This is a genomic window from Mycolicibacterium houstonense (genome assembly GCF_900078665.2).
Lineage (GTDB): Bacteria > Actinomycetota > Actinomycetes > Mycobacteriales > Mycobacteriaceae > Mycobacterium > Mycobacterium houstonense.
Genome location: NZ_LT546207.1, coordinates 5059417 through 5079325, shown reverse-complemented (window position 1 = coordinate 5079325; position 19909 = coordinate 5059417). Strand labels below are relative to the sequence as shown.

Genomic DNA, 19909 nt, shown 5'->3' with positions numbered 1-19909 from the left:
GACGTCGGCGTAGATCCCTACGCCGACGTCAACGGCAAGGAGTAACCCATGGACTGGGGTCCGACATGGGATTTCCTGTGGCATTTCCTGATCATCTTCGCCTGGATCGCCTACCTGCTGGTGCTGTTCCAGATCCTGACGGATCTGTTCTGGCGTGATCACAAGACCTCCGGCTGGGTGAAGGCCGTGTGGGTGGTCTTCCTGATCGTGTTCCCATGGCTCACCGCGCTGATCTATCTGATCGCGCGCGGTAAAGGCATGGCCGAACGCGCGCAGGCGGCGGCGCAAGCGGCCAAGCAGGAGACCGACGCTTACATCCGCGAGGCGGCGGGCCGGTCCCCGGCACAGGAGATCGCCGACGCCAAAGGTCTGCTGGATGCCGGCACCATCAGCCAGGCCGAGTTCGACGCACTGAAGGCGAAGGCGCTCAGCTAGTCAGAACAGCGTGTACTGGTCGCTGTCGGCGGGGATGTCGCAGAACTCCTCGATGTCGGTGCCCCCGACGACGTGGCCGAGCAGGCCCATGAACGTCTCGTCGTCGAGCAGCGGCACGCCGAGCTCCGCGGCCTGATAGCCCTTGCCCTGATCGGGTGCGGGTTCGTTGCAGAGCACCAGTGAGGTCTGCTGGTCCACCAGGTCGGTGTAGGACAGCCCGGCATGCAGGATGCGCTCGATGAGCTCCTCATGCGTGCGGGCCACCTCTGCCGACAGCGCCACCCGCATGCCCTGCACCAGCGGACGCCCGGGGACGAACACGCCGGGGTTCGCGTACTCGCACGGTAGCCGCGAGGCCAGCACCTTCAACGGCCGCAGCTCCTCATGGGTGATGTGGCCGTTGGGCCACCGGCGCCGGCCCACGTCGCGCAGCGGCAGCCAGACCTTGCGGTCACGGGCACGGGCCAGGGTGGGCTTGAGGATCTGCGCCAGGACCAGCGCGTCGTCCAGCGCATCGTGCGGCTTCATCTGGCTGACGCCCCAGTGGGCCGCCAGCGTCTCCAGGCGGAGGTTCTCGGTGCCCAGGGCCAGCCGCCGGGCCAGCTCCACGGTGCACATGACGCTGTCGATCGGCAGCTCTGCCCCGACCAACTCGGCCTCGGCGGCCAGGAAGCTGTAGTCGAAGCCCACGTTGTGGGCCACCAGCGTGCGCCCCTGCAGGATGTCGCAGAGCTCATCCACGACATCACCGAAGGTCGGCTGCCCCTCCAGCATCTCGGCCGTCAGCCCGTGCACGTGCGTTGGCCCGGGATCCACGCCCGGGTTCAGCAGGGTGGCGACGCTGCGTTCGACGTTGCCGTCATCCCCGACCGCGAGCGCCGCGACGCTGACGATGCGGGCCTGCCCCGGACGGAAACCGGTGGTCTCGACGTCGACGNGAGCAACCGCACGCTGGGCGTCGCGGGTCACCGGCCGCGGCGCCGGCGCGATGATCGGCGGCCTGGTCGCCATGACACTGGACCGTTCGATCCTGCGTCAACTGGGCCAGAGTCGCCGCAGCGTCGTCGTGACCGGCACCAACGGCAAGTCCACCACCACACGGATGACCGCGGCCGCCCTGGCCACGCTCGGTCCGGTGGCCAGTAACTCCGAGGGCGCCAACATGGACGCCGGACTGGTGGCCGCACTGGCCGCGGCCCGCGATGCCGAGCTGGCGGCCCTCGAAGTCGACGAGATGCACGTGCCCCACGTCAGCGACGCGGTGTCACCGTCGGTGATCGTCCTGCTGAATCTGTCGCGCGATCAGCTCGACCGGGTCGGTGAGATCAACCACATCGAGCGCACACTGCGCGGCGGGCTGGCCCGGCATCGCGATGCGGTGATCGTGGCCAACTGTGACGACGTGCTGATGACCTCGGCCGCCTATGACAGCCCCAACGTGGTGTGGGTGGCCGCGGGCGGCAGCTGGTCGGGCGACTCGGTGAGCTGCCCGCGCTCGGGCGAGATCATCGTGCGCGACGGCGCCGGCTGGTATTCGACCGGAACCGACTTCAAACGCCCGGATCCGCAGTGGTGGTTCGACGACACCCACATCTACGGCCCGGACGGTCTCGTGCTGCCGATGACCCTGGCCCTGCCCGGTGCGGTCAACCGCGGCAACGCGACCCAGGCTGTCGCGGCCGCGGTCGCCCTCGGCGCGGACCCGGCCCGCGCGGTGGCCGCCGTGTCGACGGTCGACGAGGTGGCCGGCCGGTATCGCACGGTGCAGATCGGCTCGCACACGGCCCGGATCCTGCTGGCCAAGAACCCGGCCGGCTGGCAGGAGGCGTTGTCCATGGTCGACAAGCACGGCGCAGGCGTCGTCATCTCGGTCAACGGGCAGGTGCCCGACGGCGAGGACCTGTCGTGGCTGTGGGACGTCCGGTTCGAGCATTTTGACGACACTGTCGTGGTGGCCGCCGGTGAGCGGGGCACCGACCTCGCGGTCCGGCTGGGTTACGCCGGCGTCGAGCACTCACTGGTGCACGACACCGTCGCCGCGATCGACTCCTGCCCACCCGGGCACGTCGAGGTGATCGCCAACTACACCGCGTTCCTGCAACTGAATCGGAGACTGCAGTGACGGTTCAGATCGGGCTGGTGCTGCCCGACGTGATGGGCACCTATGGCGACAGCGGCAACGCGGTGGTGCTGCGACAACGGTTGCGGCTGCGCGGAATCGACGCCGAGATCGTGGAGATCACGCTGGCCGATCCGGTACCCGACTCACTGGACCTGTACACGCTCGGCGGTGCCGAGGACTATGCGCAGCGGCTGGCGACCAAGCACCTGATCCAATACCCCGGGCTGCAGCGCGCCGCCGAACGCGGCGCCCCCGTGCTGGCGATCTGCGCGGCCATCCAGGTGCTCGGGCACTGGTATGAGACATCCGCAGGTGAGCGGGTCGACGGGGTGGGCATGCTCGACGTCACGACCTCGCCGCAGGAGGCCCGCACCATCGGCGAAGTGGCGTCCAAGCCCCTGATCGACGGACTCACCCAGCCGCTGACCGGATTCGAAAACCACCGTGGCGGAACGGTTCTCGGACCGGATGCTCGACCGCTGGCCGCCGTCACCAAGGGCGCGGGCAACCGTTTGGGTGACGGCTATGACGGCGCGGTGCAGGGCAGCGTGGTGGCGACGTATCTGCACGGGCCGTGCCTGGCCCGCAACCCGGAGCTCGCCGATCATCTGCTCTCGCAGGTGGTCGGTGACCTGCCGCCGCTGCAGCTGCCCGAGGTGGAATTGCTGCGCCGCGAACGGTTGGCCGCGCCGCGCCGGGTCTAGGTCAGGCGAAGGCGTCGCTGGATTTCATCAGCTCGCGCAGCTTCTCACGGCCCCGCGCCGCCCTGGACATGACCGTGCCATGGGGGATATTCATGATCGCGGCCGTCTCTGCGTAGGTATATCCGTAGACGTCGGCATAGTAGAGAACTTCCTGGACGCCCTGGGGCAACGAACCGAATGCCTCTTTCAGCACGCCATCGGTCAACTTGCCCAGCGCTTCCGACTCGGCGGATGCGGCTGCGCCTGAGCGGTCGGCACCCCAGCCGGTCATCAACTCATCCATCAATTCCGTTGGCCGACTCAGGCTTCTGCGGTAGGCACTAGCCCATCGGTTGTGGAGGATGCGGAATAACCATGCACTGAGGTTCGTGCCCTCGGTGAACGTATGAAAGCCTTTGTAAGCATGCAGCAGAGCGTCTTGCAGCAGATCTTCAGCATCGGCGTGACTCTTGGTCAATCGTCGAGATTGTCGCAAAAGCGGAGCCAACAACGGCCGTACTTCGATCGCGAAGCGTCCCGCCAGATCTCCATCATCTCCAGGATGCTCGACGGATCCAGTCATCATCGATTCCCAACCCTCTAGACGATTGACCGCGACAGAATCCGTGGTAGTCCACTCGCGTGGGCTCAGCCGAGCTTGCGCAGCCGGGGCTCCAGATCCGTCTTGAACAAATCGAGGAAGCGACGCTGATCGTGCCCCGGCGCGTGGAACACCAAATGGTTCAGACCCCAGTCGACATAATCCTTGACCTTGGCCACCGCCTCGTCGGGATCCGAGGCCACGATCCAGCGCTTGGCCACCTGCTCGATCGGCAACGCGTCAGCAGCCTTCTCCATCTCGATCGGATCATCGATCGAGTGCTTCTGCTCGGCCGTCAACGACAACGGCGCCCAAAACCGGGTGTTCTCCAACGCCAGCTTCGGATCCGGATCATAGGAAATCTTGATCTCGATCATCCGATCGAGATCGTCGGCGTTGCGGCCGGCGGCCTCGGCACCCTCCTTCACCGCCGGGATCAGCTTGTCCTGGTACAGCTCCTCACCCTTGCCCGAGGTGCAGATGAACCCGTCACCGGCGCGGCCGGCATACTTGGCCACCACCGGCCCACCGGCGGCGATGTACACCGGGATCCCACCCTCGGGCACGTCATAGATCGAGGCACCCTTGGTGTGGTAGTACTCGCCCTCGAAATCGACCCGATCCCCCAGCCACAACTCACGCATCAACTTGACCGACTCCCGCAGCCGAGCGAAACGCTCCTTGAACTCCGGCCACGCCCCGATGTAACCGGTGGCGATCTCGTTGAGCGCCTCACCGGTGCCCACCCCCAAAAAGATCCGCCCCGGATACAGACACCCCATGGTGGCAAACGCCTGCGCGATCACCGCAGGGTTGTACCGGAACGTCGGCGTCAACACCGACGTGCCCAACACCAGACGCTCGGTGCGCTCACCCACCGCGGTCATCCACGCCAACGAAAACGGCGCATGCCCACCCTCATGGCGCCACGGCTGGAAATGATCACTGACCGTCGCACTGTCCATCCCGGCCGCCTCCGCCAGCACCGCCAGCTCGACCAGTTCCCGCGGCGCGAACTGCTCCGCCGACGCCTTATAACCAAGTTTGAGTTCAGCCACGCGTCAGTACCTTCTCGTCGGTTGATTGATTCACTGTCGGCACATCGATGCAGGACGGTCTGAACTAGGATCGTCGTTTCCCGGATTGCACCGACGAAGCCCCGGCAACGCCAAGTTCCCTGAGTCGCGCACGATAGCGCTCTACATTGCGCAGCTTCACATCTTCGTACCCGCGGACGATATCGGGCGCTGACGCCGCCGCCAGAGTCGTATCGTACGAATCGATGGTCAGACCGCCCACCAACTCGCGCAACATGGCTTCGTAGTCGGCGACCAGCTGCCGCTCGAGCCTACGAATGCGTGCGTATCCGAATGGATCAAACATGGTTCCTCGCAATCGCTTTCCCTTGGCAACCAGCCTGAGTGCGACGTGAGTACGCGGACCGAACCCAATCTTGCCCTTGCGGCCGAGCGCCTTGAGCGTGGGGGGATGCAGCTTGTACGTAAGGTTGAGTCCGCCAGGAACTTCGGACTCCACCGCTTGCACGAACACCGAATCGGTCAGGAGCCGAGCTACCTCGTATTCATCCTTATAGGCCAGCAACTTGTGCAAGTTCTGCGCTACCGCCTCGGATAGTTCTGTGCGGTCCGACAACGCCCTTTCACGCGACCACACCCATTGGACGAAGTTGATGTAATGCGCAGCGAGCGCATCGTCCTGGTAACAAACCAGCTGCGCAGCACGGCGCTCCAACAGCTCCCGCGTGTGGCCTGCGACCGACACATCCGCGAGGAGATGCTGGGGAACCTCAAGATCGCTGCGATGGCCGATTTGTGAGGTCCTGGTGGCCTTCTGGAAGGCAACGGGATCGGCCACCGCGACGCGTCCCCACCGGAAGGCGGCCTGATTCGCCGCAACTGCGACTCCATTGATGGCGATGGCTTCTTCGATGGCCGCTGCGGGAATCGGAAGCCCCCCGGCCTGGTAAGCGGCGCCGACGAGCAAGAAGTTCGCCGCGGTCGAACTGGCGAAGATTACTTCGGCCGCGGCGAGGGCGTCGAAGGACACCAATAGCCGCGAGCGGGATTCGAGTTCTTGGAGCAGCTGCGACGTAGCCGGATAATCGACCGAGCCATCGTAAACCATTTCTCCGGTGGGAGTTTGGCTGGTTGACGCAATCGTGAGTGTTCGGGCTGCGTCTCCGTATCCGACATTCCTCGGGTCGGTCGCGGTGAGCAAATCGAACGCCAAGACGCAGTTCGCACCGGTAGGACTCACACGGTTCGATTGAATCGACGAGTTGGAGCTGAGACGTAGATGGGAAGTGACGGGCCCGGCCTTTTGGCTGAGGCCGGTTTGGTCAAGCCCTTTGACGTGTAGCCCTGCCCGAAGCGCAGCCATACCGAGCACCTGATTGACGGTGACGATTCCGGTTCCACCAATGCCGGCGAGAAAGACACTGTGCGGCTCCGCGAGCGATGCGAGCGGCGGCTCAGCCAACGTTGGCGGCGTGGGTATGGCCCTTCGAACGGACGGAGTTTCTTCCGGCAGTTCGACTGTCACGAACGACGGACATTCCCCATCGAGGCATGAATAGTCGGTGTTGCAGCTGTTCTGATCGATGCGCGTCTTGCGGCCGAACTCAGTGTCGGTCGGCTGGACCGAGAGACAGTTGGATTTGACACCACAGTCACCACATCCTTCGCAGACAGCTTCGTTGATCACCACGCGGGTGCGACGCACGGGGAGACTGCCGCGCTTACGCTTACGTCGAGCCTCCGCCGCGCACTGCTGGTCGTAGATGAGCACGGTAACGCCCGGGGTTTCTCGGAGTAATCGCTGTGCCTCGTCGAGTCGGTCTCGATCCCACACCAGCACGCCCTTCGCGAAGGAAAAGCGCTTGTGCCGCTTCGGTTCTTCCGCGCACACGATGATTTTTGCAACGCCCTCGGCGGCGAGCTTGTGCGTCAGTTCGGGTACCGTCAGGGCCGCTTCGGCGTCTTGGGCGCCAGTCATCGCCACGGCGGAGTTGTAGAGGATCTTGTAGGTGATGTTCACACCGGCGGCAATGCAGGCCTGGACCGCGAGCTGACCCGAATGGAAATATGTACCGTCTCCGACATTCTGGAAGATGTGGTTGACGTCGGTGAAAGGCGCTTGACCGATCCATTGCGCCCCCTCTCCCCCCATCTGAGTGAGCCCGGTGACTTGGGAGTCGGTCCGTGATGACATGGTCACCAATGTGTGACAGCCGATGCCACCACCGGCAAGTGAGCCATCGGGCACCGCGGTAGAGCGATTATGGGGGCACCCTGAGCAGAAGTATGGGGTGCGACGTGTTGGTAGTGCCGTCAACTCGAGTTGCGGCGGCCGCGACACACCCAGTGCCACGCGGCCATTGAGAAGCTTGCGTAGCGGCGCGAGCAACCGCCCGGCGGTGAGTTCTCCGCCCGCTGCGACCAGCGGTTCCCCTTTCTCGCCGCGCTTACCGAGCACGTTGGGGGCATCGACCTCCCGGTACAGGATTTCCTTGACTTGCGTCTCGACAAACGAGGTCTTTTCCTCGATCACGAGTATCTTCTCGACGCCTGCCGCCAGCTGGCGGACCTTCTCTGCCCCAAGGGGATACGGCATTCCCACCCGCATGATGCGGATTCCTGCCTCGCCCAGGGCGGCGGCGTCGGACAACCCGAGTTCCTCGAGAGCTTGGCGCACGGAGTCGTAGGCGGTGCCGACAGCGATGATGCCGAGCCAAGGACGGGTGGAGTCCACTTCGATGCTGTCGATCTCGTTTGCGTTGTTGAACGCCTCGACCATCGACCACCTAGGTCCGTAAAGGTCGGATTCGGCCAGGATGCTATCGGGAGGGGCGGCAAGGACGCGTTGGCGGTAAGTCCAAGGCCGACCTTGCCACTCGAGCTCCGGTACGACGATATCGAATCCTGTGAAGTCACGATCGAACGTCCACAGCCCGTCGGCGACGTCAGCGACAAGCTTCATCGCCGGCCAACACCCGGATGCACGCGACAGTGCCACCGCATAGAGTCCAAAGGCGACAATCTCTTCCGCATTTCGCGGAAAGAAGACTGGCATCGACAACGCGGCCAGAGAGCGCTCGCTGGCCGCAGGCACCGATGATGATTTCGCGGCCGGGTCATCACCTACCAACGCCACTGCACCGCCAGTGGGATGTGCCCCATACATCGCGGCATGCCGAAACGGGTCGCTGGCCCGATCCAATCCAGGGCCCTTGCCGTACCAAACCCCGACCACTCCATCGTGGCTACGACGCCCAGCGGGCATCTCGAGTTGGCTCCCCCAAACCGATGTTGCAGCGAGTTCTTCGTTCATCCCGGGCACCAGACGCACGTCGTGCTTCGCCGACAACTCTGGGATGCTGGCCAACAGCTTGTCCAGACCAGCCAGTGGGCTGCCCTGATAGCCGGAGACGAACGTCGCCACCTTCTTTCCTGCGCGACGGTCACGCTCGTGCTGTTCGACCAGAAGTCGCGCGATTGCCTGGACGCCGGTCATCAAGACCGGACCTGAGGCGGCGCGATACCGGGCAGAGAGGTCGAATTCGGCTGCAGCCGGAGAACCTGTCAACGGAGTCATTGGATACCTGCACGAGTGAGAACCCTGCTTTTGCCGACAGGGTGAAGCGATCGGAGTGTCTCTAATAGACTGGCAAGCACCAACTTTCAGGTCAATCAATATCCAACGAACTATGCGGATCGGTCAGCTGGGCACGAAGCCGTAGGGATGAGGTGCGAGGAATGCGCAGTATGGACAAGCTTGACAGCCAACTTCTGCGGATCCTGATGCGCGATGCCCGCGCCGGAGTGGTGGAGTTGTCGTCAGAACTCGGGGTGTCACGCAACACTGTTCAGGCGAGATTGAGACGACTGGAAGAGACGCAACTGGTGGTGGGCTATCAGCCAGTACTCGACCTCGAAAAGGCAGGGTTTGCGGTTCACGCGTTCATCGCGATCGAGATCGAGCAGGGCCGATTGACCACGGTCGTCGATCAACTGGCTGCGATCGCGTCCGTGCTCGAAATTCACGCGACGACCGGACGGGAAGATCTGCTCGCTCGGGTCGCGACGGCGACCAAAGCCGATCTGCAAGGTCTGATTGAGCAGATCGTCGCGGTACCCGGGGTGGTCCACACCAGCACAACACTCTCATTGACGAACCCGCTACGGATGCGAGTCGTTCCGCTTTTAGAGCAGATCACACGTGACGCGGGTTGGGGCCGTTCCACGCCATCGCCGAGTGCGGGGTAGCGGGATCAGCATCCTTGCCTGTAATAGGTTATGCCACAAGGACACACCGATCCAGCAAGTGTTGGTGGCGGACGGTCGCTTGGCGCCCGCTTCTCACCAACCGCCGTTGAGCGCCAAGATGCGGACCTGCATTTCCAGGGTGAACCGTTGCACCGGGTCATTGAGGCTTACGGCGCAAAGTTTCTCGATGCGGTCCAGACGGTACCGAAAGGTGTTCCGGTGCACCTGCAGAGCGGCCGCTGCCCGGCTGGCATCACACCCGGCATCGAACCAACTCAGCAGAGTGTCGAGATACTCGGCGCCGCGGTTTGATTCGTCTCGACGAAGAAGGTCGAGAGCTCCGCTGAGAAGCGCAGGATGCGCCGCGGCAACACTTGCCAATTGCGCTATCAGCACGTGCGGCCGAAGCTCCGACAGATCCGCTGTGGTGGGCTTCGAGCGGGTTGCCAGCAGACTGACGGCCTGCCGGAGCGATTGGTATTCGTTGCGGATCTCGTCGCCGGTCGACAGGGGCTGGGACAGACACGCGACCAACTTCGCACCGACGGTCGCCGCAGCTCGCTGACGGAATCCCTCGGCAAACTTCCACAAGCCCTGGCCCGGGGTGTGCGGGATCAGAGCACAGATCACCTCGCCGATCATCGTGGTGGCCGAGTGTGGATTGAGCATCCGCATGGAACGGGCCAGCACACGTTCCACCGCAGCTGAGCCCATCGTCTGGGGCGAGGCGCCGGCAGCCGATTCCCCGTGCACCGCCAAGCACAACATGCGCCATTGACCGGTTGTGGGTCGTCCGAGGCGACCGGTGATCACCTCCAGCGCAGTCGATTCGGTCAACAGGCCCCGTAACAACTCTGTCCTGAGCGCGTCTTCGTCGTCGGCGGGGATCCGCTCGTCGATGAACCAGGCGGCGGCAACGGCAGCAACGTCGTCGAGCATTCTCGCCGCGAAATCTGACGTTTCCGCACCGGGACTGAGCATCACATGTCCGGCCACCCTATCCCCGACGATGATCGGGGCGATGAGACGGCGTTGCTCGACTCCCGGCGCGTCAACCCACGTGGCACCCCGACGCCGCCACGCGGGGACACGTCGGCTCTGTACGGCCGGCAGCGCATTGCGGGTGAGGATCGTGTGGGCGGTATCCGCATCGACCGTCGACGCGCAGGCGTAGGCGAGCACCCGCGACTCGTCGTCGACGAAGACCACCGTGCCGTCGAGAGCCAGCGCCGCACTGTCGGCGAGATCGAACAGGCCTCCCGCGGTGGTGGTAACGCGGGCCGCACCGAGGCGAAGGGCACCCGTCAGCGCGCCTATCAGGCCCATCAGCTCATCCCAGCTGACGTGGTGGGCCAATGCCAGGATTGGTACGGCTGCGGTTGTCTCCATGTCGGGCGGCAGGCATCCGGTTCGTACGATCACCGCACTGACGCCCGCCTGATTGCCGCGGGTGAGAGCGTCAGCGATGTCACCGGCGGTCAGCCCGTGCGCAGTGACGAGTAACAGATGCTCCCGAATCGGTGGCCTGGCCGATTCCCAGCGCGTCGCACCGCTCAGCGGCCTGTCCATATTCGCCACCGGAGTGACCACGGTGAGCCAACCCGGCCGGGCCACAAGAAGATCGCGCAGGCGCAACTGCCGGACTGTCGGCGTTGTCGCTTCGAGCGAGAACGTGTCATTCAGGTGTGTATCGGCGATCGTCATCCAGCGCCCACCTAACAATGCACCGCAGGCTGTTTCTCGTACATCTGCGTAGCCTAAGAACGACGTCTGCTGCCGTCTGTGGGCGCAGAGCACACCGAGGATTCCGGGAAGTGCTTCGAGCACAGCTCCCGAGGACCGTGTCCTCAGACCCGAGGGTCCCAGGCGATGTCGATCGCACGGGCGGCCAGGTGTACCGCCAACCGGTCGTCGGGATCTTCGAGATCGACGGTGAGCAGCTGTCCGATCCGATCCATACGTTGCATGACGGTGTTGCGATGGACCCCGAGACGTGCCCCGGTGGCCTTGGCTGACTGCTGACTGTCGAGGTAGGCGCGCAGCGTGCGGATCAGGTCTCCCGACGGATCTGCTTCGGCAAGGGGTGCGAGCAGCTCAGCTGCGGCCTCGCGCATCGGAACCGATCCGTACCAGTGTGCGAGTACCCGGCGCGCGCCGGTGACGTCGACATGCTCGACAGCAGCGGAGCGGTGCGTGGTCTGCGCCAGCAGAGCCGCTCGACGGGCCTCTTCCGAGGATCGGCGAAGCCCCTTCGCGCCACTGTGCGCGTCTCCGACACCGGCGCACAGCCGCAGCCCGGGATGCGCTATTTCGACGGCGCGGAGCGCGGCACGCACGCATGTCGTCAACGACCGGGCATCTGAGGTGTCGTCAGTATCGGTGGTCCAGAACAGCCAGCCTTCGCCGCGTTCGATCAGGGTCGCTGTCACGCCCCGATCAGCGAGTTGCTCTTCGAGTTCTGCGGCGAGCCCTGCGGGTCGGAACGCGGCCGAGGAGGACACCACGAGTGTCAGGACCGCGGTGTGCCGACCCGCGAGCCGCCACCCCAGTGCCGCTGCCCGCTCCAGAGTCCGGCGACCCGGATCGTCCGGCTGCTCGAGGATCTCGTTGAGCAGCAGAGACCGCCGTTGGGTCTCGCGTTCGGCTCGGACCGAGTCGCTTGCCACCCTGACGGCGAACGAAAGCGCCGCGATTCCGACGGCGCGGCGGACGGGATCTAGAAGTGCCCCGGACAGGACGTCCGGGAGACGTATCGCGATCCAGTAGACGGCGGGCCCCGCCGGGTCGACGAGCACGGGTTGTAGGAGCACGTCGTGATCGCCGGCTCTGACTGTCTGTGGAGCCGGTCGCGGGTCGCCGAGACACTCCGCCGGAATCGCGTTGTCGAGTAACTCATGAAGACCGTGATCGCCTGCAGCCAAACGATTTTCCGAGTCGATAAGGTTGACGGGTTCCCCGATTATCGCCGCAAGAGTTGTGGTCAGTGCGTTCGCCGACCCGGGTGGGTGCTGAAAACGCCGAGCAGCTTCGGCCAGAACCCGTAGGCCGGCGATCTCGGGGGCACGGACGTAGGGGTCCAGCGCGGTGACCACTGCGGCAGGGGGCATGTCGTCGATACCGATGAGGGGCAGGGCGAGCCGGTCAGCGATGCGGCGCGTGACCAAGGGAACCTGCCGCGAGGTACGCGCGACGACGATGCCCGACAGGCCCGCACCGCCTGCCAAGCGGATGGCAAGATCCAAAGCAAGACTGTCCACGGCAAGGGTTTCGCGGCTGAACACCACAACACTGCCTGCCACGAGTTCGGAGATCTCGTGAACAGTGGAGCCGACAACCAATGCCCTCACCGGCCGATGCAGACCGTCCTCGCCGGCGAGGACTTCGTAGTCTCCGATCAGATCCAGGGTCAACAACTGCTTCATCGTGACCGGTGCGGCGGTCAGCATGCCTGCACCGCTGCCGTTGCCGCCGATTCCATCAACGGCCCGATCACTGTCACCTGGAGCCGAGCGGCAGGCACCGGAACGTAGGTCATCAGCGCCTCCCGCACCGGTGTCTCCCGCAGTGTCCGGGGGTCGGCTCCGGCGCGAATCGCGGCATCCATTGCCAGACCTCGGGCGCGGGCCACCGAGACCTGCCGCCCACCCGCGCCCTGCCAGAAGATCCGATCGACGGATCCTGCCGCTTCAGCTATGGCGGCACCGATAGCAGCGGCGAACTCTGTTCTGTCAGGCCTGATCACGGTGACGGAGGCTGCGTCTGGCACGTCGACGGCACGATCGCCGTCGACCACGACTGGTAGCGACTCGTGACCCCATCGAGCACGTGCTATCGCTGCGTGCACCCGCTCGGTGAAACCGCCGCCGTTCCTGGAAATTTGGGCGATGCGTGGCGCGCGAATACCGGTCCGGATGCCGTCGATCTCCCACAATCGGCCCGAATCCGGTATCAGTCCGGCGATGGTGGTTCCGACTGTCGCTCCCTCGGCAGTCACGTGAACAACCACTGCGGAAGAGACCTCCGCCAGATGAGCTGAGCCGTTGATCAGCGCAGCCTTCCGAGAACCCATCGAAGCGGTGGTGCGGTAGCCGGCGTATGTCGCGGGCATCACGGTGCCGTCGCCCCGTAGGACGAAGACTGCGGCGTTGCGGACGTGGGCCTCGACCAGTGCGGTGAACTGGTACAGGCGGCGGCGTGCCGCGCCGGCCAGGGCGGCGTCGAGCACCGCGGTGTTCTCGCGCTCCAACAATCCGACCGTCTCGGTGTCGGAACCGCGTATCACGGCGATATCCGGTCCGAGCTCATCGGAGATGATATTTGCGGCGAACTCCTCATGCGCGGGATTTTCCAACGCATTGACCCCCGACAGCGCGATGGAGTCCACCTGCCCGACACACGCCCTGGCGAAACGCGTCACGGCCGCCGCGTCCAATGGCTCCGAGACGTTTCCGTTGTACTCGTGACCGCCTCGCACCACCCACACTGGTCCGGCGGCAGCCGCGGGCTCGACCGGCCAACCAGCCAGGGGCGGCACCGCGGTCGTCGGTGGGCCGATCCGCAACACACCAACCCGGCCCGGCAAGGACGATTCCCGGATACCCAGGTTCGGCAGAATCAGGATGACACGGTCAATTTCGGCAGTGCCGCTTACCGTCTGGAGCACTGCGTCAAGAAATTCGACGGGTGAGTCGCTGGTCTGAGGGCGCCGACAGACCGCAACGATGCGGTTGCGACTGTCGAGTGCCACTGCACTGGAACCGACGAAGTCCACCCCGATTCGCAGCTTGTCCGGTCGCGATGTCATCGTCGCATCACCCAGTTGTTTGCGGCGCGTCGCCACACAATACGGGGTCGACTGGGTAGCCGAAGGCACTCGGGCCGACCATCGCCAGCCCTGCCGGAGTTCGCCAACGGTGATCCACCGGACTCACGATGACATGCACCTCCTGCCCTACGACGAGATCAACGGTCTGCACCAGCGCGCTGGTGTCGACGTCGACCAGACTGATGAGATCCGGGACCGTAGCCAGGACTTCACCCTCACGGCTGACAACAAGATTCTCGTTCTGGAAATCGACGCGAACGAAATCCTGCCGTGTTTGAAGAGACAGCACGCCGCGCGGAAAGACATCGGTGGAGTCCTGCATGACCTCGACCACCGTGCCCGTACACAGCACCCGGCCGCCACAGATCGTGAACAATTTCGCGTACTCGGCAGCGGTACCCCCTGGGGCCACCGACCTCAACGCCGCACCGATGCGCCAACACTCGCTGATGGATCCGTCGATGCCCAGATGCGCACAATCAGCCACGGTCACCTCGAACGCGCTGATGAGCGCGACGAGACCGAGAGCCGGCATGATCGACCGCAACAGTTCGCCCAGCACGGCGTCGGCGCCACTGTGGAATTCCGTCACCACTCCGGCGCTCCCGACCACCGTCATCGGCCGCACCGGGCGGCCCGCCAGTTGCAGCAGCGTCATGTCAATCGAGGGAAAACACCTGGTCATCAGATCGGCGTCCAGACACGGCAGGCCCAGCTGGGCCGCCACCGTGAGTGCCACCGCCACGTTGAAGCCGGCACGTTGCACCGGCAGGACAGCGACACACTCGCGGCCGGCTCGTGCCTCGACGGCGGCACGCAAAGTCTTGACCTGGTCGGTGTCGTGTGCCTTCTCCAGCAAGGCATACGGCGCACCGACATAGACGATGGGCAGCACCAGACCGTGGGCGTCTAGTTCACCTGGTTTCACCAAAGGTATCGGACCGTATTCTCGAATGGCCGCAATCAACATTTGGCGCCCAAGATAGGGGTCGCCCCCGCCGCCACTGCCGAAATGAACAGCGCCACGCATCAGGTCGTCGACGCTACTCTCCGACACCTGCTCCATCTGAGAACTGTATCCGGGCGCCGCGTTGCGCGCGCCGAATCACCGCGAGCAACCGGTAAACGAGGCAAATAGCGCAGCGAATGTCCTTGCGGCACTCGCCAATTCGCCAATGGCGACGTATTCGTCGGCGGCGTGCGCGACTGACATCGAGCCGGGGCCGTAGACCACGGTCGGGATGCGGAGCTGGTTTCGCAGGAAACGCGCGTCAGTAGCGAGGGACAGACCCCGGATCGTTGCTCCACTCGCGGCGCGCTGGACGTCTGCTACGAATGGGTGGCCGGCATCCAGTTCCGACCCCTCGACAAAGGCGAGAATCTCGATGGTGTAATCGAATTCGCCGGCTCCGTCTATCAACTCGCGCAAAGATCGCAATGCGTCGTTCTGCGTCTGACCGGGCAACACACGTCGGTCCACGCGAAGCCGGCATTCCGAGGCGACGATGTTGGCTGAAGTACCACCGTGGATGGTCCCGACGTTGCAGGTGGGCGAGCCCAAGAGCGGGTGGGCAGCCACCCCGAAATCAGCGAGATGCAGCGCGGACGTGATCTTCGCGGCGTCAGCCACCGCGGACCGGCCGACCGCAGGCTCGCTGCCGTGGGCTGCGCGGCCGCGGACAACCACCTCGACCAACAGCGCACCCCGTTCGGCTACGCACACCTGCAGTTCACTGGGTTCGGGGACCACTGCCGCATCGGCATGGACCAGCCCGGCGTTCATCAGCGCCTCGGTGCCGAACCGACCTCCCGTCTCTTCGTCGGCCACCAGGTGGAAGACCAGAGTGGCCGGGATGTCCACACCTGCGTCCCGGCACGCCCACACCCCTTCCAATGCGGCCGCGATACCGCCCTTCATATCGCAGGCGCCGCGCCCGTACAGCCGACCGTTGCGCACCTCCGGTCGAAAAGGCGGGCTCGACCACTCGGACTCGACGACGGGCACGACATCGATGTGACCGTTGATCATCAGGGTGGGCCCGTTGCCGGCCCCGATTGTGGCAAGCACCGACGGTCGGCCGGCCTCGGGTTCCACGATTTCGACACGGGCTCCGAGAGCACCCAGCATGTCCTGTAACGGCTCGACCACCGATTGTTCGCCGCCCGGTGGATTTCGGGTGTCACAACCGATCAGCTCGGAGGCCAACCTGACCACTCGGTCGGTGTTCACCCCGGCCATGGCGGCAGCGCCGGTCATGATGCTGCGCCGATCCGTGAGGTGATCGCTCCGAGAGCCTCATCGTCCAGGAAGCCAAGCGGGCCAAGTCCTTCGAGAAGCCTCAGTAACGCCGGCCGGAAACCGGCCACGTCAGCAAACACTTCGCCGGCCTCGCCGTGGCGGCCGGAACGCGCGAGCAAGATCGCTCGCCAGAAGTCCGCCTCCCGATTGTCCGGGCCGATGGTGGCGGCGGCAGATACCAGGGCGTCGAGGTGTGCTGCCATTTCTCCCGGATCGACACCGGTGAAGGGCCCTAGCGTCAGCCCGCGCCGGAACATGACGGCGCCCACTGCCGCAAACGCGCGGGACCGGGGCAATAGGCGTGACAGCTCGGTGAGTGGCTGTGGGTGGTCGTCGACACGCAGATCCACCACCACCTCGTTCCATGGAGTGGTGGTGCGGCGACCGGACACAACGCGAAGCGCGGCCGATTGCGCCCCACGCACGTCACCACCGGCAGCGTCTGCAGCCAGCAAACCAGCCAGGATCCGGTCGGCGAGCTCACCTTCGGCCGCTTCGTAGGCAGCGAGGGCAGCTTCGACCACCTGGGTGCCGGCGAGCATGTTGCCTTGGACCGTCACCTGGTGGCCGGATGCACTCGCTGCGGCCGGGGCGCAGTGTGTGCCGGTGTGAGTACCGAATTCGCCCGCCGTGTCGATGATTCCGAGCTGACGGTATTCCGAGTCGGGATCATCGGCAACCAGCGTCTCCAACGCCGAGGTCGCCGACATTCCGGTGCGCAGGAGATCCAATCCGCGCGGCCCGTGATCGACGTTGACGAATGCCTGGGTGGCGACGGCTCCGACTCCGGCTTCCGCCCAGGGCAGGAGTGTGCCGACACCGAAGAAATGAGTTTGCGCGCCGACCCCGAGATGGCCGGTGGCAGGGTCCCGCGCCACGATCGAGTACGTCACGACGACTCTCCCGGCACGGTTCTCAGGATCTCGGCCACCTGCATGGGCACCTCGAGCATCGGCAGGTGGCCCACTCCGTCCAGAATTGTGAGGCTACCGCCCGTGACCCGCGCGATTTCCTGCGACATCGCTGGTGGACAGGTCGGATCCGCCGAGCCGACGACCGCGTGCACCGGGATCCCGGATCCGGCGAGATTGTCGGCAAGATGCCGAATGTCTGCACCGAATGCCCCGCGCATGATCTCGGCGACCACCGCCTCCTTGCGTTCGCCTGCGGCAACAGCCATCAGCTTCTGGATTCGCGTCGACCGCCGATGTGCGGCTCCTACGATCTGCGGTACGAGATCGGCGAAGTAGCGAACGGTGCCTTTCTCCACCAGTTCTTGCACCATGGCGTCAATGGCCTCGGACGCTACGCCAGTACCGAGAGTCGAACCGAATGTCGTCACGCTGAGCACCCGCTTCGGATACAGCGCCGCAAGCGCCACCGAGATCGTGCCGCCCAGCGAGCCGCCGCACAGGTGAACGCGATCGAGGCCAAGTGCGTCGAGCACGGCAACGACATCCGGGACGTATCCTTGCTCGACAGTGAATGGTCCGTTCGCCGTTGAATTACCGTGTCCCCGAAGATCAATCGCGACCACCGCACGATCCAGGCGTTCGGCGACATCAGACCACACCACTGCCGCGGCGTTGATGGGATGGAGGAGTACGAGCGGCTCGCGCCGCGACTCATCGGTGCGAAGCACTCCCAGCCGGCCGCCAGGCCCATCGACGAACTGCCGTTCCATCTGGACTGTCATCGGGTTCCGTGCTTCGGCATTGTCTTCTCCGCACCACTGACGTGCATATGCCAGATGGTCCACACTGGATTGCCCAAACCGTCATCCCGGCGCAGGAACTCCGTTATCCGGAAAGGTACGGTGGTCGGGGGCTCCAGTCCGCCGCCCTCGGCTGGAGGGACGAGCTCGACCAACCCTTCCGCGGTGACCAACGCGACGTCTCCGAAGATCTGCACGTCGGGTCCGACCACATCACGCTGCATGGTGATGTCGAAACCCAATTTGTTGAGGTTGATCCACAACTCGTGCTTGTCCAACACACCGGAGTAGGTCCAGCCGTTGAGGTTGAACTGGTGGTAACCGTCACCGGACGGGAAGAACCGCAGCATCTTCTCGGCGTCAAGACCGACGTTCGACTCGTACCACCCGCGGTGAACCGCCAGAATCTGCTCGTGGTCGCTGGTCATTTTGCCCTCCTCTGGGTCAACTGTTCTGCGTATTTGTGCTGTTCGTAGGTGAATTCGCCCGTGAGCTCGCCGACTGCGGCCAATGTCTCGTCCATCCCGTCCGGGACCAAGGTGGCGACGACGACGTTGTCGGCGCCGGCGTCGAGGTATTCCGTGATGCGGTCGCGCGCGGTGTCTTGATCGCCGGCCACCGCCAGCACGTCCACCCACTCGTCGGGCATCTCAGCAGCGACTGTCTCGGCCCCGCCACGCGAAAGCATGTCGGCGAGTTGTTCGTTGGCACCGATGGCGCCGAAAAGCGGTGTCGGGCCGGTGGCGGCCAAATAGAAGGCCAGCATGGTCTTGAGTCCGTCGCGGGTGGCCTCGACGCTGTGTCGGTCCCGAGTGATGTTTGCGGCGATCAACACGCTGATCGTGACGTGATCGTCGCGGCCTACCGCCGCCGCTGCCGAATCCAGCTTCTGGCGTGCGGCGCGGACGTACTCCACGGGTGCCAGCGCACTGATCAGCAGGCCGTCGGCAAGCTGGCCGGTCATCTCGATTCCCTTGTCCCCCAGCACCCCGGTAAACAGCGGCACCGGTTCAGGAACAGGGTGGGTGAGTGCGACCTCACGGAATGTGGCGAACTTGCCGGTCTCATCGACGGTCTGACCGCTGAGTAGAGCCTTGACTCCGCCCAGAGTCTCGCGCAGTGCGCTCATCGGCGATCGCTGGGTCAGGCCCATCTGGGTGGTCCACGCGGGCACACCATGACCGATGCCGGGAACCAACCGGCCAGGATGGGCACGAGCCAGGGTGGCGATCTCCATCGCGAGCATCGCCGGATGCCGGACGACGGAGGACATCACCCCGATCCCCACGGAGATCCGGTTCGTCGCCGCAAGCGCCACCGCCGCCCCCGCGATTCCGCCCAGGAAGAAGTAATCCTCCGGTATCCACAGCTCTCCGTATCCAGCAGCTTCAGTTGTCGCAGCGAACTTGGCGATCTGCTCAGGCGGCGTGGTACTACCGAGCATCGCTCCGAGCCGACTCCGACATTCGGAGACAGGGTCCACGTGTGCATTCCTCTCGCTTGAACGTGAAATGGTTGTTATCGACGGTGTCCAGTACGCCGAGACCACGGCGCTGCCGTCGACGTGGATCGTCGCCCTGATGCGGGCGGTAACACCGGACTTGTCTCCCGACATGACTCTTCGATGTCAGGCAACCTATCCACAACTGCCACAACTTCACTTCGGCCACGACGCACAGGTCACGGACCGAGAAATTGGGCACCGTACCGAAGACACCGAGCGCTACCGCAGCCATCTTTGATGGGACTTCCCGGGGACTCACTCCCGGCGGGGTAGCCGATCAGGCGCAGCTCTTGCGCCTTCAGCCCCGGCATACCTCTCAGTAGTTCTCTTCAGTCGAATGGAGCAAATATGGCGACGCAGCGAATACGGCACGAGAGAACCCTCGAATCAGGCTGACTGTGCACGTCGATTTCGGCCGCACCACATGAAATCGCCTACGCC

At 64.6% G+C, this 19909-nt stretch carries 18 protein-coding genes; 5 read left to right on the top strand and 13 right to left on the bottom strand.

The window, feature by feature from the left end; genetic code table 11:
* Positions 1-48 precede the first annotated feature (48 nt).
* Positions 49-435, top strand: a complete 387-nt coding sequence (locus BN4332_RS25545; protein ID WP_066902248.1) for an SHOCT domain-containing protein — start codon at positions 49-51, stop codon at positions 433-435.
* Here BN4332_RS25545 and BN4332_RS25540 read toward each other — a convergent pair whose 3' ends face one another.
* Positions 436-1446, bottom strand: coding sequence for a DEDDh family exonuclease (locus BN4332_RS25540; protein WP_084459408.1), 1011 nt, complete (start codon positions 1444-1446; stop codon positions 436-438).
* On the opposite strand from BN4332_RS25540, the gene BN4332_RS25535 reads away from it, so the two are divergent.
* Both BN4332_RS25535 and BN4332_RS25530 read left to right on the top strand, forming a co-directional pair.
* Positions 1328-2557, top strand: coding sequence for a Mur ligase family protein (locus tag BN4332_RS25535; RefSeq protein WP_066902283.1), 1230 nt, complete (start codon positions 1328-1330; stop codon positions 2555-2557). The genes BN4332_RS25540 and BN4332_RS25535 overlap by 119 nt on opposite strands.
* The gene (locus tag BN4332_RS25530) at positions 2554-3261 is read left to right on the top strand and encodes a type 1 glutamine amidotransferase (RefSeq protein WP_066902247.1); all 708 of its coding nucleotides are present in this window, start codon (positions 2554-2556) and stop codon (positions 3259-3261) included. Before BN4332_RS25535 ends, BN4332_RS25530 begins: the two co-directional genes overlap by 4 nt.
* 1 nt (position 3262) lies before the next feature.
* On the opposite strand, the gene BN4332_RS25525 is transcribed toward BN4332_RS25530, so the two are convergent.
* The 3 genes from BN4332_RS25525 to BN4332_RS25515 all read right to left on the bottom strand — a co-directional run bounded on the left by BN4332_RS25525 (position 3263) and on the right by BN4332_RS25515 (position 8455).
* Positions 3263-3823: a sigma-70 family RNA polymerase sigma factor gene (locus tag BN4332_RS25525; RefSeq protein WP_235654200.1), complete on the bottom strand. Its 561-nt coding sequence runs from the start codon at positions 3821-3823 to the stop codon at positions 3263-3265.
* Positions 3824-3888: 65 nt separating this feature from the next.
* Positions 3889-4899, bottom strand: a complete 1011-nt coding sequence (fgd, locus tag BN4332_RS25520) for a glucose-6-phosphate dehydrogenase (coenzyme-F420) (RefSeq protein ID WP_066902245.1) — start codon at positions 4897-4899, stop codon at positions 3889-3891.
* Between the two features lie 64 nt (positions 4900-4963).
* Entirely contained in the window at positions 4964-8455 is a 3492-nt protein-coding gene (locus BN4332_RS25515; RefSeq protein WP_066902244.1) for an indolepyruvate ferredoxin oxidoreductase family protein, read from the bottom strand.
* A gap of 161 nt (positions 8456-8616) precedes the next feature.
* Here BN4332_RS25515 and BN4332_RS25510 point away from each other — a divergent pair, with 161 nt between their 5' ends.
* Positions 8617-9126 (top strand): Lrp/AsnC family transcriptional regulator, encoded by a 510-nt coding sequence (locus BN4332_RS25510; protein ID WP_066902243.1) that lies wholly within the window; start codon positions 8617-8619, stop codon positions 9124-9126.
* A 93-nt stretch (positions 9127-9219) separates the two neighbouring features.
* Here the strand turns inward: BN4332_RS25510 and BN4332_RS25505 are convergent, their stop codons facing one another.
* From BN4332_RS25505 to BN4332_RS25465, 9 genes are all read right to left on the bottom strand, one after another.
* The gene (locus BN4332_RS25505; protein WP_066902242.1) at positions 9220-10830 is read right to left on the bottom strand and encodes a PucR family transcriptional regulator; all 1611 of its coding nucleotides are present in this window, start codon (positions 10828-10830) and stop codon (positions 9220-9222) included.
* Between the two features lie 143 nt (positions 10831-10973).
* The gene (locus BN4332_RS25500; RefSeq protein WP_066902241.1) at positions 10974-12572 is read right to left on the bottom strand and encodes a helix-turn-helix domain-containing protein; all 1599 of its coding nucleotides are present in this window, start codon (positions 12570-12572) and stop codon (positions 10974-10976) included.
* A complete protein-coding gene (locus tag BN4332_RS25495; RefSeq protein WP_066902282.1) occupies positions 12566-13930 on the bottom strand; it encodes a hydantoinase/oxoprolinase N-terminal domain-containing protein in 1365 nt (454 codons plus the stop codon). The genes BN4332_RS25500 and BN4332_RS25495 overlap by 7 nt, the downstream gene beginning before the upstream one ends.
* 7 nt (positions 13931-13937) lie before the next feature.
* The gene (locus BN4332_RS25490; RefSeq protein ID WP_066902240.1) at positions 13938-15017 is read right to left on the bottom strand and encodes an S-methyl thiohydantoin desulfurase family protein; all 1080 of its coding nucleotides are present in this window, start codon (positions 15015-15017) and stop codon (positions 13938-13940) included.
* A 39-nt stretch (positions 15018-15056) separates the two neighbouring features.
* The gene (locus BN4332_RS25485) at positions 15057-16190 is read right to left on the bottom strand and encodes a M20 family metallopeptidase (protein ID WP_235654307.1); all 1134 of its coding nucleotides are present in this window, start codon (positions 16188-16190) and stop codon (positions 15057-15059) included.
* 14 nt (positions 16191-16204) lie between these two features.
* Positions 16205-17143 carry a DUF1028 domain-containing protein gene (locus tag BN4332_RS25480; RefSeq protein ID WP_066902238.1) on the bottom strand — a complete coding sequence of 313 codons (939 nt, stop codon included), beginning with the start codon at positions 17141-17143 and terminating at the stop codon, positions 16205-16207.
* Positions 17140-17934, bottom strand: a complete 795-nt coding sequence (locus BN4332_RS25475; RefSeq protein WP_066902237.1) for an alpha/beta fold hydrolase — start codon at positions 17932-17934, stop codon at positions 17140-17142. The genes BN4332_RS25480 and BN4332_RS25475 overlap by 4 nt, the downstream gene beginning before the upstream one ends.
* Before the next feature lie 8 nt (positions 17935-17942).
* Complete coding sequence (locus tag BN4332_RS25470) at positions 17943-18392, bottom strand: nuclear transport factor 2 family protein (protein WP_066902236.1); 450 nt, start codon at positions 18390-18392, stop codon at positions 17943-17945.
* Complete coding sequence (locus BN4332_RS25465) at positions 18389-19579, bottom strand: LLM class flavin-dependent oxidoreductase (RefSeq protein WP_264076933.1); 1191 nt, start codon at positions 19577-19579, stop codon at positions 18389-18391. The genes BN4332_RS25470 and BN4332_RS25465 overlap by 4 nt, the downstream gene beginning before the upstream one ends.
* Here BN4332_RS25465 and BN4332_RS25460 point away from each other — a divergent pair.
* A complete protein-coding gene (locus tag BN4332_RS25460) occupies positions 19476-19706 on the top strand; it encodes a hypothetical protein (protein ID WP_066902234.1) in 231 nt (76 codons plus the stop codon). The genes BN4332_RS25465 and BN4332_RS25460 overlap by 104 nt on opposite strands.
* The last annotated feature ends 203 nt before the right edge of the window (positions 19707-19909 follow it).